Source organism: Accumulibacter sp. (assembly GCF_023806635.1).
GTDB lineage: Bacteria > Pseudomonadota > Gammaproteobacteria > Burkholderiales > Rhodocyclaceae > Accumulibacter.
This window is the reverse complement of sequence record NZ_JAMTDQ010000075.1, coordinates 1-13,632: the sequence shown is the minus strand read 5'-3', so window position 1 is coordinate 13,632 and position 13,632 is coordinate 1. Positions and strand designations below refer to the sequence as shown.

Below are 13,632 nucleotides of genomic sequence, written 5' to 3'. Positions count from 1 at the left end.
GGCGCCCAGGGCTGGTTCGGCCCCTGGCTGCAGGAGCACGACATCCGGATCATCTTCGCGGTGCCCGGCATCGTCCTCGCGACCATCTTCGTCACCTTCCCGTTCGTCGCCCGCGAACTGATTCCTCTGATGGAGGCCCAGGGCAGCGAGGAGGAGGAGGCCGCCGTGGTTCTTGGCGCTTCCGGTTGGCAGGTATTCTGGTACACCACGCTGCCCAACATCAAGTGGGGGCTGTTGTATGGGGTGATCCTGTGCAACGCCCGCGCGATGGGCGAGTTCGGCGCGGTCTCGGTGGTCTCCGGGCACATTCGCGGCCAGACCAACACCATGCCCCTGTACGTCGAGATCCTTTACAACGAATACAACTACGCTGCCGCCTTTGCCGTCGCTTCGTTGCTGGCGTTGCTGGCGATCATCACGCTGGCCCTGAAGACGCTGGTCGAGAGGCAGACGCGGCGGCAGTTGCAGGAAGTCACCGAAGCATCCGGAGAGTGAGCCATGAGCATTTCCATTCGCCACATCAGCAAGCGCTTTGGCGCCTTCAAGGCGCTCGACGACGTCTCGATCGACATCCCGTCGGGCGAACTCGTCGCCCTTCTTGGTCCCTCGGGTTGCGGCAAGACGACGTTGCTGCGGATCATCGCCGGTCTCGATTATGCCGATCACGGCCAGATCCTCCTGGACGGCGATGATGCATCCGCACGCCATGTCCGTGATCGACGCGTCGGCTTCGTCTTCCAGCACTATGCGCTGTTCCGCCACATGAGCATCGCGGAAAACGTCGCTTTCGGCCTGCGCGTCAAGCCGCGGCGCGAGCGCCCGACGGAAGCCGAGATCAGGCGGCGGGTGCGGCGGCTGCTCGAGCTGGTGCAACTGGACTGGCTGGCGGATCACTATCCGCCACAACTTTCCGGCGGCCAGCGCCAGCGGATCGCACTGGCACGTGCGCTGGCAGTCGAACCGAAAGTGCTTCTTCTCGACGAGCCTTTCGGCGCCCTCGATGCCAAGGTACGCAAGGAGTTGCGGCGCTGGCTGCGGCAGTTGCACGACGAAATCCACGTGACGAGCGTCTTCGTCACGCACGACCAGGAGGAGGCGCTTGAGGTCTCCGACCGGGTCGTGGTGATCAACAACGGCAAGGTCGAGCAGATCGGCACTTCGGAATCGGTGTATGACCGCCCCGCGACCCCGTTCGTCGCCAACTTCCTCGGTTCGGTCAATCTGTTCCATGGCCGCATCGAGCAGGGGAGCCTGCATCTCGGTGAGCACGCACTGGCGCTTGGCGAGAACGGTGGCAGCGACGGCAACGCCGTCGCCTTCGTCCGGCCGCACGAGTTCGACATCGTTCCAGGCTTGCGCGCCGGCACCGGTCTGCCGGCCAGGATCGTCCGCGTCGCGGCGGTCGGACCGAGTACGCAGATCGAACTCAGCCGCGTCGACGGGGAACTGATCGAGGTGACGATCGACCGGGATCGTTTCCAGATGCTCGGCCTCGCCGAGGGTGATCAGGTCTCCCTTCGTCCACGCAACATTCGCGTCTTCCAGGACGACGCCCGTGCTGCCTGAGGCCATTCGATGAACTTCCAGCAACTGCGCATCATCCGCGAGACCCTGCGGCAGGATTTCAACCTCACCGAGGTCGCGAACGCGCTGTACACGTCGCAGCCCGGTGTCAGCAAGCACATCAAGGACCTCGAGGACGAACTCGGCATCGAGATTTTCGTGCGCCGCGGCAAGCGCTTGCTCGGTCTGACCGAGCCAGGCAAGGAACTGGCCGAGGTCGTCGACCGCATCCTGCTCGACACACACAACCTGCGCCGCATCGCCGACCAGTTCGCGAGCCGGGAAACGGGCCACTTCGTCGTCGCCACCACCCATACGCAGGCGCGCTACGCGCTGCCGCAGATCATCAAGTGGTTCAAGACCGACTATCCGAAGGTACACCTCGCGCTGCATCAGGGCAGCCCCTGCGAGATCGCCGACCTGCTCGTGGCCGGCGAGGCGGATGTCGGGATCGCCACCGAACGGCTGGATCAGGTCCCCGAACTGGTGACCTTTCCGTTCTATCACTGGCACCATGCACTGATCGTTCCCCATGACCACCCGTTGCGGCAGATAGAAGAACTGTCGCTGGAGGCGATCGCCGAGCACCCGATCATCACCTATCAGGAGGGATTCACGGGACGGACGCTGATCGACCGGGCATTTGCCGACGCTGGCGTCGTTCCCGACATCGTGCTCTCGGCGATCGACGCTGACGTCATCAAGACCTATGTCGAACTGGGCCTCGGCGTCGGCATCGTTGCCTCGATGGCCTACGACGGTTTCAGGGACCGCGAGCTGGCTCTCATCGCGGCCCCGCAGCTGTTTCCGCGCAGCACGACGCGCCTCGCCGTGCGCCGGGGAATCTATCTGCGCAGCTACGCGCTGGCGTTCATCGAGAAGGTCTGTCCCGACATCGGTGAGGAGCAGCTCAAGGCGGCCATCCAGAAGCCGAGCGGCAGCGACTGATCGCCCTCGCTGCTGGGTCCGGCCCGCTCGGGATCGTGATGTGGTACGGGCAGATCGGGCGAACGGAGTGAGTCCTGGTTGCGGGTACTGTGCTCCCTGGTCCGCTGGCGCCACTCGGCCGCTCAGCCGCCGCTCCGCCGCCAGGTGTGGAAGCGCTCGACCCAGCGCAGCAGCGCCGCCGGCGCATGCGCCTTCTTCCAGACGCCGGCGACGTACTTGTTTGCCTCGGCGAGCGTCGGGTAGATGTGGATCGTGCCGAGGATGCGGTTCAGCCCGATGCCGTGTTTCATCGCCAGGACATACTCGGCGATGAGGTCGCCGGCGTGCTCGCCGACGATCGTCACGCCGAGAATGCGGTCCTTGCCGGGAACGGTCAGCACCTTGATGAAGCCATGCGCCTCGCCGTCGGCGATCGCGCGGTCGAGGTCGTCGAGGTCGTAGCGCGACACCTCATGGGCGATGCCGCGCGCCTTCGCCTCCTGTTCGTTGAGGCCGACGCGGGCGACCTCGGGCTCGACGAAGGTGGACCACGGGATCACCGAGTAGTCGGCGCGGAACCTGCGGAACGGTGCGAACAGGGAGTTGACCGCGGCGTACCATGCCTGGTGGGCGGCGGTGTGGGTGAACTGGAAGGGCCCGGCGACATCGCCGGCGGCATGGATGTTCGGGTAGCGCGTCTGCAGGAATTCGTTGATCGCGACCGTGCGCTCACCGGTGATGCCGAGTTCCTCGAGGCCGTAGCCGCTGAGGTTGCCGACGCGGCCGAGCGCCACCAGCAAACCGTCGAAGGGGATGCGGACCTCGCCGCCGGCATGTTCGGCGATCAGGATCTTCTCGCCCTGCTCGATGACGAATTCCTTCGCCTGGTGCTCGAGCAGCAGCCGCACGCCCTCGGCGCGAAAGCGCCCGGCGACCATCGCCGACACCTCGGGATCCTCGCGCGGCATGATGCGCGGACCACGCTCGACCTGCGTCACCTGCGCGCCAAGGCGGGCGAAGGCCTGCGTCAGCTCGCAGCCGATCGGCCCGCCGCCGAGAACGAGCAGGCGGCGCGGCAGCTGACGCAGGTCCCAGACGGTATCCGAGGTCAGGTAGCCGACCTCCTCGATCCGCGGCAGCGGTGGCACGAAGGGCCGCGCACCGGTGGCGATGACGATGCTGCGCGTACTCAGCGTCTGCGTCGTGCCGTCGTCGCGGCTGATCTCGACCTGCCACGGCGAGACGATGCGAGCCGCGCCGGCGACCACGTCCACGCCGAGCTGGCGGTAGCGCTCGACCGAGTCGTGCGGCTCGACGGTGCGAATGATCCGCTGCACACGCTCCATCACCTCGGCGAAGTCGAAGCGTGCCTCGGCCTCGGCAATGCCGAACTCGCGCGCGCGGGCGATGTGCGACAGCAGCTTCGCCGAGCGGATCAGCGCCTTCGACGGCACGCAGCCGGTGTTCAGGCAGTCGCCGCCCATGCGGTGCTTCTCGACCAGGGTCACCCGGGCTTTCACGGCAGCGGCGATGTAGGCCGTGACGAGCCCGGCGCTGCCGGCGCCGATGACCACCAGGTTGCGGTCGAAGCGCTTCGGCTTCCGCCAGCCGGCGTAGACCTGGCGCGCCTGCACCGTGTCGACGATCTTGCGCGCCAGCAGGGGAAACAGCCCGAGCAGAGCGAACGAGGCGAGCAGGCCGGGCGAGACGATGCCGGCCAGTGAATCGATGCGCGCCAGTTGCGTGCCGGCGTTGACGTAGACGACGGTGCCGGCGAGCATGCCGGCTTGGCTGACCCAGTAGAAGGTGCGCGCCTTCATTGCCGTCAGTCCGAGCAGCAGATTGACCAGGAAGAAGGGGAAGACCGGGATCAGGCGCAGGGTGAACAGGTAGAACGCACCGTCGCGCCGGATGCCTTCGTCCACCGCCTTGAGGCGTTCGCCGAAGCGCGCGCCGACCCAGTCGCGGAGCAGGAAGCGCGCGGCGAGGAAGGCCAGGGTGGCGCCGATCGACGAGGCGAAGGAGACGATGACGGTTCCCCACAGGAGGCCGAAGATGGCGCCGCCGGCGAGCGTCAACAGCGCCGCGCCTGGCAGCGAGAGCGCCGTGATTGCGATGTAGGCGGTGAAGTAGAAGCCGGCGACCTGCCACGGGTGCTGCCGGTAGTGATCGCCGAGCGCCGCCTGCTGCGTCTTCAGGGCATCCAGGTCGAGGTACTGGCCGAGCCCGAGCTGGAAGTAGGCGACGACGGCGACGACGATGAGGGCGAGGATGACGATCTTCTTGCTGTTCATGCGGATTCCTCGGTTGGCCGCCGTCGGCCGCGCCAGGCTGGCGTGGCTCGGCTTGCCCGGGATGGGGGCCGATGTTTCGTCGCCGTCGCCGGCGAGAACTTACGTGCCCTGTTGCGTTGCTTGCGCCGGCGCCGGCGAGAACCCGCAGCGAAGGCCGCGCAGCGGCGCCCGGTGGCATGCCCGGGATTGACTCGCTGCGCGGCCGGCGCCTATACTCGTCCGGCCCCCTGGGGTTCCCCACCATCGCCGGAGACCCTGATGAGACGGATGATACGGGTATTGGCAGTCCTGTTCGCAATCGTCCTGGCCATTCCCCTTGCCCGGGCGCAAACCCTGAGCGGTGCGCAGGCGCAGAAATCGCCGCCGGCCGACGCCTTCCTCGCCTACGAGAAGGCGCTGCTCGCCGGCGGGCTCGAGGGTGCGCGGCCCTACATGACGCCCGCCAAGTTCGACGAGCTGGAGGGGATGCGGAAAAGCTTCGGGGAAGACGGTTTCCGGCAGTTCCTCGATCGCCTGCGGGGCGGAGCGCAGGGCGCCGCGCGCCGCAAGCAGATCGAGAAGGTCGAGGTGAAGGGTGAGCAGGCGATGCTCGAGGCGCGCGACGGCCCGAACGTCCTCACCGTGCAGTTTCTCGCCCGGACCAGCGAGGGCTGGAAGGTCGACATCCGCCGCTGACCGCCTGCGGGCGCTGCCGCGCCCCATGCAGCCGTTCGGCGCGCGCAGCCGGGTGCCGCCGCCAAGAGGTTTCGCCGCCCGGCTCAGGCCAGCGCCCGATCGACCGCCGCCTGCGCGTGCAGGGCGGCGGTGTCGAACAGCGACAGCGTCGAGTCGCCGGTGCCGACGAGCAGGCCGATCTCGGTGCAGCCGAGGATGATCGCCTGCGCCCCCCGCGCCGCCAGTTCTCCGATCGCCTGCCGGTAGAGTGCGCGCGACTCGTTGCGGATGATGCCGCGGCACAATTCGTCGTAGATGATGCGATGCAGGGCGGCGCGTGCGGCGGCGGCGGGAACGATGACGCGCAGGCCGTGCAGCTGCTGCAGGCGGTCGCGGTAGAAGGGCTCTTCCATCGTGAAACGCGTGCCGAGCAAGCCGACGGTGGCGTGGCCGGATGCCCGCACCGCCGCTGCCGTCGCGTCGGCGATGTGCAGCAGGGGGATCGCCACTGCCGCTTCGATCTCGCCAGCGACACGGTGCATGGTGTTGGTGCACAGCAGCAGGAATTCGGCCCCGGCAGCCTGCAGCGAGACTGCGGCCCGTGCCAGCAGGGCAGCGGCCGCATCCCAGTCGCCCGCCTCCTGCAGTTGCTCGACATCGTGGAAATCGACGCTGTAGAGGATCAGCTTCGCCGAGTGCAGGCCGCCGAGGCGCGCGCGCACCCCTTCGTTGATCTGCCGGTAGTAGGGCAGCGTCGATTCCCAGCTCATGCCGCCGATGAGGCCGATCGTCTTCATTCCCGGTTTCCTCCTGCCGTCAGCGTGCCGGGTCCTGGCCTCACTTCCGGCGTTCCGGCAGGTCGGCGAAGCGGCGCATGAAGCGGCGGTCGATCCAGTCCTTCCAGTGCCAGACCCAGCGTCCGGCGGCAGAGAAGGCGCCGCGCGAGGCGACGGCACGGCGGTCGCCGGTACTGATCAGTGCCAGCCAGCGCCGCTGCGGGCGATAGCCGACGAGGGCGCGGCCAGCGACGGCGCGGCGCAGGTTTTCGGCCAGCGGCCGGCCCATGCGGACGGCGAAGACGCCGGCCTTCTCGCGCGGGTGATGGATCATCGACGCGCAGTCGCCGGCGGCGAAGATGTGCGCCTCGCCGGCGACCTGCAGCGTGTCGCCGACGCGCAGGAAGCCGTCCCCATCGACGGCGAGGCCGCTGTCACGCAACCACGTGGCGCCGCGCGCGCGCGTCACCCAGATTGCCTCGTCGGCGGCCAGTCGCCCGGCGCCGCCCGGCCCCTGCCACTGCAGCCAGCCGGCGCCGGCGGCATCGACGGCAGCGCCGAGGTGGAGTCGGACGCCGCGCTCCGCGAGCAGCCGGCGGAAGTGCTGCCGGACGCGCCGGGAGTGAGTCGGCAGGATGTCGGGGTCGCGCGTCAGCAGGTGCCAGCGTAGCCGCTGCGGGTCGGCGCGCAGGCGAGCGAACTCCTGCCGCAGGCGGCACTGCATGGCGAGCAGCAGCTCGACGCCGGCTGCACCGCCGCCGACGACGGCGATCGTCAGCGTTCGTGCGGCAGCATCGCCGGCAGTGGCGAGCCGCCGCGCGCGTTGCAGCAGCGCCAGCCAACGCTCGTTGAAGCCGCTGATCGGCTTCACCGGGACGACATGCGCGGCGCCGGTGGCGCCGAGTTCGATGCGCGGCGTCGCGCCGACGTTGATCGACAGCAGGTCCCATGGCAGCCGGCGGCCGCTACGGCACAGCGCCAGGCGGGCGGCGCGATCGATGCCGGCCACCTCGTCGGTGACGAAATGGGCGCCGGCGAAGGCGGCGAGCCGCGGCAGGTCGATGTGCACCTGGGCGAAGTCGTAATGGCCGGCGACGTAGCCGGGCAGCATGCCGGAGTAGGGGCTGCGGGCGGCGTTCGAGACGAGCGTCACGCGGGCGCCGGCAAGCGGCCGCAGACCGAGTTCGCGCAGGACGATGACGTGGCTGTGGCCGCCGCCGACGAGCAGGATCTCGTCTGGTTCGCCGGATTCGCGGGAGGGCATGGCTGGTTGCCGTGGCAGTATTCGGGTCGAGGCTGCGAGTGTAGCGAAAGCACGCCATCGTGTGCTGTGCCCTGTAAGGAAAGAGCCTGCGCGGGCGACAAGACGGCACCATTCGCACTGCAGCGCGGTCCAAGTGGCGATCGCTACAGGGGCCGTCCTGCCCAACCGGAGAAGAGAGATGATGAAGCGCAGACGACTGATCACCGGTGCCGCGGCCCTGCTGGGCCTGGGCATGCTGCCCTCTGGCCCGGGCGCAGCGGCCGGTCGCAGCTTCCCGCTGCAGAAGAGCCGTGCCGAGTGGCAGCGGCTGCTGTCGCCGGCAGCCTACCAGGTGCTCTTCGAGGAGGGCACAGAGCGCGCCGGCAGCAGCCCGCTGAACGAGGAGAAGCGCGCCGGCACCTTCATCTGCGCTGCCTGCGCCAACCCGCTGTTCGACAGCGCCAGCAAGTACGACAGCGGGACCGGCTGGCCGAGTTTCTGGCAGTCGCTGCCCGGGGCGCTCGGCACCTCGACCGACTACAAGCTGATCTACCCGCGCACCGAGTACCACTGCGCGCGCTGCGGCGGGCACCAGGGCCACGTCTTCAACGACGGCCCGCCGCCGACCGGCAAGCGCTATTGCAACAACGGCGTCGCGCTGGCCTTCGTGCCGAAGGGCACGCCGCTGCCGGCGCTGCGCACATGAGCGACGGCCGCCAGCTCGGGCGGCAAGCGCGTCGTCCGGATGTCGGTAGCTGCCGGGCCTGTCCGCCGCGGCTGCCCGCCGCCGGCCGCTGCCGGTGACGGCGCGATGACCGCCGGCCGGCAGGGCAGCCTGCTCCTCGCGCGACACGGTCGCCTGCTCGCCGTCCTCACGTTCCTGGCGCTGCTCGTCGCCGCTTTCGAACTTCTCGGCGCCGACGCGCATTTCAGCCCCGAGACGATCCAGCAAGGGCTGCTGCGGCACCCGGTGTGGGGCTTCCTGATCTACGTCGGCCTTTTCGCCCTCGGCAACCTGTTGCAGGTGCCCGGCTGGCTCTTCCTGGCGGCGGCGGTGGTGGCGCTCGGGCCGGCGCACGGCGGGGTGGTGACCTATCTCGCTGCCGCCACCGCTTGCGTCGCAACCTTCCTCGTCGTTCGCCGGATCGGCGGCGACGCGCTGCGCGAATTCCACCAGCCGTGGGCGCGCCGCCTGTTCGCACAGCTCGATTCCTCGCCGGAGCTGGCGGTCGCCGGTCTGCGGCTGATGTTCCAGACGATGCCGGCGCTCAACGTCGCCCTCGGCCTGTCGGGCATCCCTTTTAGCGCCTACCTCACCGGCACGCTGCTCGGCCTGCCGCTGCCGATCACCGTCTACTGCCTGTTCTTCGACCAGGTTGCCCGCCTCGTCGGCAGCGGCGGCTGAGGCCCTGGCCGCTGCGGTGCGCCACGCCGGCGCCCGGGTCAACAGCCCATCCGGCTCGCCGATGAAGTTGGGCATCCCCGCCGCCCCGTTGTTGATGACGACGCGCGGCCGGCGGCCGCCGCCGAACCAGCGCAGCGCCGGCAGGCAGGTGTGCGTGCTGGCGAAGACATCGACCGCTGCAGCGGCAAACGCCTCGTCGATCCACTGCCGGTTGCCGGCGTCGTCGAGCGCGGCGGCAGCGAAGCGCCAGCCGGCCAGCGAGTCGGCGTCGCCATGAACGACGCCGATCACCGCCTCGCCGACACGGTAGCGGGCGAACATCGGTAGCTTCGCCAGTGCCCCGACTATCGCCGGATGGCGTGCACCCGGGTCGGTCGCACGACCGCTGCCGCGTCCAGTTCGTCACCCATGACCCGGGCAAGGAGAAGGAAGCCAACTGGCTGCCGGCGCCGGACGGCGAGGTCTACCTGGCGATGCGCCTGTACTGGCCCAAGGACACGCCGCCGTCGATCCTGCCCGCGGGCGAAGGGACGTGGCAGCCGCCGGCGATCGTTCAGGTGCCGTAGCACGCGCCCTGCGGCCGGTGGCATGTGCTGCCGGCCGCATGCTCGGGGTGAAGGCGCCGACCTCGGTGCCCCGGCCGAGCAGGCGGAATGGCGCTCGGGCAGGCGAGAAACGACGAGAGCGTCTCGTCCCGTCGCTTGCTCCCTGGCGCAGGGTTGTGCGCCAGGCGATCGTTGGCGCCGGCGCGCGATGCGTGCGACCGGCGCGAGCGCTCGAGCAGTGCGTGCGGGCGGGTCGGGCGCGGGCGCCGCACGGCTCTGCTTCAGAAGGCCGCGATGCCGGTCTGCGCGCGACCGAGGATCAGCGCATGGATGTCGTGCGTGCCCTCGTAGGTGTTGACGACCTCCAGGTTGACGAGGTGGCGGATGACGCCGAACTCATCCGAGATGCCGTTGCCGCCAAGCATGTCGCGCGCCGTGCGGGCGATGTCGAGCGCCTTGCCGCAGGAGTTGCGCTTCATGATCGAAGTGATCTCGACCGAGGCCGTGCCCTCGTCCTTCATGCGGCCGAGGCGCAGGCAGCCCTGCAGGCCGATGGTGATCTCGGTCTGCATGTCGGCCAGCTTCTTCTGCACCAGCTGGTTGGCGGCCAGCGGACGGCCGAACTGCCTGCGGTCGAGCGTGTATTGCCGCGCCGCGTGCCAGCAGAATTCGGCGGCGCCGAGCGCGCCCCAGGCGATGCCGTAGCGCGCCGCGTCGAGGCAGGCGAACGGCCCCTTGAGTCCGCGCACGTCGGGAAAGGCGCTTTCCTCGGGCACGAAGACCTCGTCCATGACGATCTCGCCGGTGATCGAGGCACGCAGCCCGACCTTGCCGTGGATCACCGGTGTCGCCAGTCCGGCCATGCCTCTGTCGAGGACGAAGCCGCGGACGGCGCCGGCGTCGTCCTTGGCCCAGACGACGAAGACGTCGGCAATTGGCGCGTTGGTGATCCACGTCTTGCTGCCGCTGAGGCGGTAGCCGCCGTCGGTGGCGCGCGCCCGCGCTTCCATGCTGCCCGGATCGGAGCCGTGGTTCGGCTCGGTCAGGCCAAAGCAGCCGATCCACTCGCCCGTCGCCAGTTTCGGCAGGTAGCGCCGCTTCAGCGCTTCGCGGGCAAAACGGAAGATCGGCCACATGACCAGCGAAGACTGCACGCTCATCATCGAGCGGTAGCCGGAATCGACGCGCTCCACCTCGCGCGCGATCAGGCCGTAGGCGACGTGGTTGAGCCCGGCGCCGCCGTAGTCTGGCGGGATGGTCGGGCCGAGCAGGCCGAGCGCGCCCATTTCGCGGAACACCGATGGGTCGCTGCGCTCATGGCGGAAGGCCTCGGTGACCCGCGGCATCAGCCGACCCTGGCAGTAGTCACGTGCCGCGTCGCGAATCAAGCGTTCGTCTTCGCCCAGTTGTGCGTCGAGCAGCAGCGGGTCGTCCCAACGGAATCGTGCCCTGGTCATCTGCGGTCTCCTGTTGTGGATCGACGACGATTGTAGGGCCTGCAGGCCGCCGCTGTCGCGTGCGACGCGGCGTCAGGCGGAACACGCGACGCCGCCCGGGGCATTCGGGAAGTCGAGCGAAACCACCGCGCTGTCGCTTCCTCTCGCTGCGCCACTTTGCCACCGCCCCCAGGAATTCGGGACCACGGGAGCACGAGAGCGCCCGCAAGAGTGTCGGAAATTCCTACAGGCGTCGATCGCCGGCTCGCGCCATGAAGGCGGCGATCCAGTCGAGTGGATTAATGTGAAACAATCCGGCTTCCGGGCGCAAGAAAACATCGCTGACTACTTCTACTTTGTCAGATTGGTCCTTGATCAGTTGCGTGCGTCATGTGGTAGAATGCTGCTGGTTCTAATTAGTCCATTTATTCATGGAGTTGTAAATGACCATGTCAACTCCAGTATTGCAAGGACGTATCTTCCCTGGTCGCCTCGGCGCTCGATCACTTCGATTCGCACTTCACGGCATATCGTCGTTGCTTTCAGAGCCGAACCCGTTCGGTAGGAGAGGCGGCACGCCGGTATTTGCACGGGCTGTTCCAGAGTTCGCGCCGCAACATGGAGTGCATGGCGGAAACCGTGGCCGACAGCCGCTATCAGTCACTGCATCATATGTTGAGCGAGTCCGAGTGGGATCGGTGCGCGCTGAGGCGGCACAGGCATTCCGCAGCAAGGGCGAGATCGCCCTGGACATGGTGAGGCGCCTGAGGCGGGAAGGCTTGCACTTTTCTATCATCGCCTTTGATGGCGGCTACGGGCACCTGCCTTGGCTGCTCGGGGAACTGGACCGCGAGGGAGAGACCTTCTTCGCCGAGGTGCATTCGGATCAGGCGATCTATCTCCAGGATCCCGCCCCCGCTGTGCCGGCTCGTCGTTCGTCGAAGGGTCGATCGCCTCGTCGACGCAGACGACGGCGGTGTCGATGACGGTCGCCGAGTGGGCAGCCGCGCAATCGGCATCCGCCTGGGGGCGTCTGTCGATCCGTAACGGCGAGAAGGGTGAGGTGATGGCCGACCATCTCACTCAAAGGGTGTGGGTCTGGGATGGCGAGGCGCCGTTCCGAACATCGTCGATCGCTCAGACTTCAAGGGGCCTCCGTCGGCCTCTTTTTATGTCCACTCCAACAGTCAACCATTCTCCGCCATCTTGGCGCGCCAGATATCCGCGCTTCTTCGCAGCCACTAACAGCAGTCCTTCCGCGAGGCCAAGAGCGCCTGCGGCATGGCCGAGCATCAGGTCCGTCGCTGGCAGGCGTGGCACCATCACATGGCCTTGGTCATGATCGCGACCACGTTCCTGGCCAAAGAGCGCATGGCCCATCGTGAGACCGCTGAACTGCTCTCCTGCCGCGACTTGGTGGACATCATGCGCCACCGACTACCCACCAAGATCGTCACCGACCACGACCTCGCCGAATCCATCATCGACAGGCATCGACGGCGGCGCCAAGCCATGGAGTCCGCCTATAGAAAGCAAACCGCCATGCTCGCGGCATCAGATCGAGTGACAATCTAACGAAGTAGAAATAGGCGCCGCGGGGGAAGAAGACCAGGCCTGACCCGAAGCCGGCTCTACAAAGAGGTGCCATGCGCTGGCGCCGATACCCTGACGGGAAGTGTCGAAAAAATTGACACTCCGGCGATCCCGAAGGCGTAGATCCTTGAGGACTCGTTTTCCGACAATGACTTGCGGAGATTGGCACGGTTTCTGCTTAGTTGTTTCTGCAGTCACGCTCGCCCTTTTTTTTGGAGATCCATCATGAAGAAACTCGCCGCATTGTCCGCAATTCTCTCCGTCGTGGCGCTGGCGCAGCCTGTGCACGCTGCTGCCATCCGCGACGCTGCCAGTTTCACCAACATCCTCAATCGCAACGACGACGGCTCCACGGGTCAGGTGAACCTCGGCTTCTCGGCCCTGATCAACGGCACGACTTACACCCAGACGTACGTCAACAACAACGGCAACGTCACCTTCAACAATCCGCTCGGCACCTTCACGCCCGCAGCCATCAGCGGCGGCGCCTTCGGTCCGATCATTGCTGCCTTTTTTGCCGATGTGGACACCCGCGCCAACACTTCCGATGTCGTGCGCTATGGCGCCGCCAACCTGGGTGGCCGTAACGTCTTCGGTGTCAACTACATCGACGTCGGCGTGTTCTCCCAGCAGAATATCCTGAACAGCTTCCAGATGATCCTCACCGACCGCAGCGATGTTGCGGCGGGCGACTTCGACATCGAGTTCAACTACGACAGGATCCTGTGGGAGGCTGGTACCGCCAGCAACGCGCCTCCAGGTGGCCTGGGCGGCACTTCGGCCCTCGTCGGCTACTGGACGAGCCCGACGTCGAATTACACTCTGCCGGGTTCGTTGGTCAACGGCGCGTTGATCGATGGTGGCCCGAACGCGCTGATTAGCAACAGCCTCAACAGCAACGTCGACGGGCGCTACATTTTCCGGGTGCGAGGCGGCAACGTCGTGTCCGTGCCGGCTCCCGCGACCTTGGCGCTCGTCGGCCTGGCCCTGCTGGCGGCCGGCACCGCAAGAAGCGGTCGGCGCAAGACGCAGGGCTGAACCTGAACGAGTGCGACAGTGCGAGCCCCCCAAGGGCTCGACTGATCACACGGAGGGGCGCTACCACCGGTCGCACCCTCTCCACGCGGATCCGGCCACTAGACCACCAGTTCTCATTTCGACCCCCATGGCCGGGAGTGGTGAGGTTCAGGACGATT

14 protein-coding genes and 1 pseudogene are annotated in these 13,632 nt (G+C 67.5%); 11 read left to right on the top strand and 4 right to left on the bottom strand.

The window, feature by feature from the left end; translation table 11 throughout:
- The 3 genes from NFW30_RS13415 to NFW30_RS13405 all read left to right on the top strand — a co-directional run.
- Positions 1 to 495, top strand: a 495-nt coding sequence (locus NFW30_RS13415; RefSeq protein ID WP_295372264.1) for an ABC transporter permease subunit, incomplete at its 5' end; no start/stop codon positions are given.
- 3 nt (positions 496 to 498) lie between these two features.
- On the top strand, positions 499 to 1,566 hold the full coding sequence (locus NFW30_RS13410; RefSeq protein WP_295355557.1) for a sulfate/molybdate ABC transporter ATP-binding protein: 1,068 nt from the start codon (positions 499 to 501) through the stop codon (positions 1,564 to 1,566).
- Positions 1,567 to 1,575: 9 nt separating this feature from the next.
- Entirely contained in the window at positions 1,576 to 2,511 is a 936-nt protein-coding gene (locus NFW30_RS13405) for a CysB family HTH-type transcriptional regulator (protein ID WP_295355555.1), read from the top strand.
- A gap of 122 nt (positions 2,512 to 2,633) precedes the next feature.
- On the opposite strand, the gene NFW30_RS13400 is transcribed toward NFW30_RS13405, so the two are convergent.
- Positions 2,634 to 4,784: a bifunctional TVP38/TMEM64 family protein/FAD-dependent oxidoreductase gene (locus tag NFW30_RS13400; protein ID WP_295355553.1), complete on the bottom strand. Its 2,151-nt coding sequence runs from the start codon at positions 4,782 to 4,784 to the stop codon at positions 2,634 to 2,636.
- Between the two features lie 258 nt (positions 4,785 to 5,042).
- Between NFW30_RS13400 and NFW30_RS13395 the strand changes: the two genes are divergently transcribed.
- Positions 5,043 to 5,459, top strand: coding sequence for a hypothetical protein (locus NFW30_RS13395; RefSeq protein ID WP_295355551.1), 417 nt, complete (start codon positions 5,043 to 5,045; stop codon positions 5,457 to 5,459).
- 83 nt (positions 5,460 to 5,542) lie between these two features.
- Here the strand turns inward: NFW30_RS13395 and NFW30_RS13390 are convergent, their stop codons facing one another.
- Together NFW30_RS13390 and NFW30_RS13385 are read right to left on the bottom strand one after the other, a co-directional pair.
- Positions 5,543 to 6,235: an aspartate/glutamate racemase family protein gene (locus NFW30_RS13390; protein WP_295355549.1), complete on the bottom strand. Its 693-nt coding sequence runs from the start codon at positions 6,233 to 6,235 to the stop codon at positions 5,543 to 5,545.
- A gap of 40 nt (positions 6,236 to 6,275) precedes the next feature.
- Positions 6,276 to 7,478 carry an FAD-dependent oxidoreductase gene (locus NFW30_RS13385; protein WP_295355547.1) on the bottom strand — a complete coding sequence of 401 codons (1,203 nt, stop codon included), beginning with the start codon at positions 7,476 to 7,478 and terminating at the stop codon, positions 6,276 to 6,278.
- A gap of 181 nt (positions 7,479 to 7,659) precedes the next feature.
- Here NFW30_RS13385 and msrB point away from each other — a divergent pair, with 181 nt between their 5' ends.
- From msrB to NFW30_RS13365, 4 genes and pseudogenes are all read left to right on the top strand, one after another.
- The gene (gene msrB / locus NFW30_RS13380) at positions 7,660 to 8,163 is read left to right on the top strand and encodes a peptide-methionine (R)-S-oxide reductase MsrB (protein ID WP_295355561.1); all 504 of its coding nucleotides are present in this window, start codon (positions 7,660 to 7,662) and stop codon (positions 8,161 to 8,163) included.
- Positions 8,164 to 8,268: 105 nt separating this feature from the next.
- Positions 8,269 to 8,862 (top strand): VTT domain-containing protein, encoded by a 594-nt coding sequence (locus tag NFW30_RS13375; protein ID WP_295355546.1) that lies wholly within the window; start codon positions 8,269 to 8,271, stop codon positions 8,860 to 8,862.
- Between the two features lie 150 nt (positions 8,863 to 9,012).
- Positions 9,013 to 9,189 carry a hypothetical protein gene (locus tag NFW30_RS13370; protein ID WP_295355544.1) on the top strand — a complete coding sequence of 59 codons (177 nt, stop codon included), beginning with the start codon at positions 9,013 to 9,015 and terminating at the stop codon, positions 9,187 to 9,189.
- Positions 9,190 to 9,260: 71 nt separating this feature from the next.
- Positions 9,261 to 9,428 (top strand): annotated as a pseudogene (locus NFW30_RS13365) (DUF1214 domain-containing protein); the annotation flags it as partial.
- Positions 9,429 to 9,688: 260 nt separating this feature from the next.
- Here the strand turns inward: NFW30_RS13365 and NFW30_RS13360 are convergent.
- Positions 9,689 to 10,864, bottom strand: a complete 1,176-nt coding sequence (locus NFW30_RS13360) for an acyl-CoA dehydrogenase (RefSeq protein ID WP_295355542.1) — start codon at positions 10,862 to 10,864, stop codon at positions 9,689 to 9,691.
- Positions 10,865 to 11,286: 422 nt separating this feature from the next.
- On the opposite strand from NFW30_RS13360, the gene NFW30_RS20090 reads away from it, so the two are divergent.
- The 3 genes from NFW30_RS20090 (at position 11,287) to NFW30_RS13350 (ending at position 13,474) form a co-directional block, all read left to right on the top strand.
- Entirely contained in the window at positions 11,287 to 11,829 is a 543-nt protein-coding gene (locus NFW30_RS20090) for a transposase (RefSeq protein ID WP_363322108.1), read from the top strand.
- Positions 11,830 to 12,124: 295 nt separating this feature from the next.
- Complete coding sequence (locus NFW30_RS13355) at positions 12,125 to 12,418, top strand: hypothetical protein (protein WP_295355540.1); 294 nt, start codon at positions 12,125 to 12,127, stop codon at positions 12,416 to 12,418.
- Positions 12,419 to 12,661: 243 nt separating this feature from the next.
- On the top strand, positions 12,662 to 13,474 hold the full coding sequence (locus NFW30_RS13350) for a nidogen-like domain-containing protein (protein ID WP_295355538.1): 813 nt from the start codon (positions 12,662 to 12,664) through the stop codon (positions 13,472 to 13,474).
- Positions 13,475 to 13,632 lie beyond the last annotated feature (158 nt).

Bases quoted from the DNA above. Each gene is read 5' to 3' on its own strand.
- NFW30_RS13410 (WP_295355557.1), top strand. From the start codon at position 499: ATGAGCATTTCCATTCGCCACATCAGCAAGCGCTTTGGCGCCTTCAAG.
- NFW30_RS13405 (WP_295355555.1), top strand. From the start codon at position 1,576: ATGAACTTCCAGCAACTGCGCATCATCCGCGAGACCCTGCGGCAGGAT.
- NFW30_RS13400 (WP_295355553.1), bottom strand. From the start codon at position 4,784: ATGAACAGCAAGAAGATCGTCATCCTCGCCCTCATCGTCGTCGCCGTC.
- NFW30_RS13395 (WP_295355551.1), top strand. From the start codon at position 5,043: ATGAGACGGATGATACGGGTATTGGCAGTCCTGTTCGCAATCGTCCTG.
- NFW30_RS13390 (WP_295355549.1), bottom strand. From the start codon at position 6,235: ATGAAGACGATCGGCCTCATCGGCGGCATGAGCTGGGAATCGACGCTG.
- NFW30_RS13385 (WP_295355547.1), bottom strand. From the start codon at position 7,478: ATGCCCTCCCGCGAATCCGGCGAACCAGACGAGATCCTGCTCGTCGGC.
- msrB (WP_295355561.1), top strand. From the start codon at position 7,660: ATGAAGCGCAGACGACTGATCACCGGTGCCGCGGCCCTGCTGGGCCTG.
- NFW30_RS13375 (WP_295355546.1), top strand. From the start codon at position 8,269: ATGACCGCCGGCCGGCAGGGCAGCCTGCTCCTCGCGCGACACGGTCGC.
- NFW30_RS13360 (WP_295355542.1), bottom strand. From the start codon at position 10,864: ATGACCAGGGCACGATTCCGTTGGGACGACCCGCTGCTGCTCGACGCA.
- NFW30_RS20090 (WP_363322108.1), top strand. From the start codon at position 11,287: ATGACCATGTCAACTCCAGTATTGCAAGGACGTATCTTCCCTGGTCGC.
- NFW30_RS13355 (WP_295355540.1), top strand. From the start codon at position 12,125: ATGGCCGAGCATCAGGTCCGTCGCTGGCAGGCGTGGCACCATCACATG.
- NFW30_RS13350 (WP_295355538.1), top strand. From the start codon at position 12,662: ATGAAGAAACTCGCCGCATTGTCCGCAATTCTCTCCGTCGTGGCGCTG.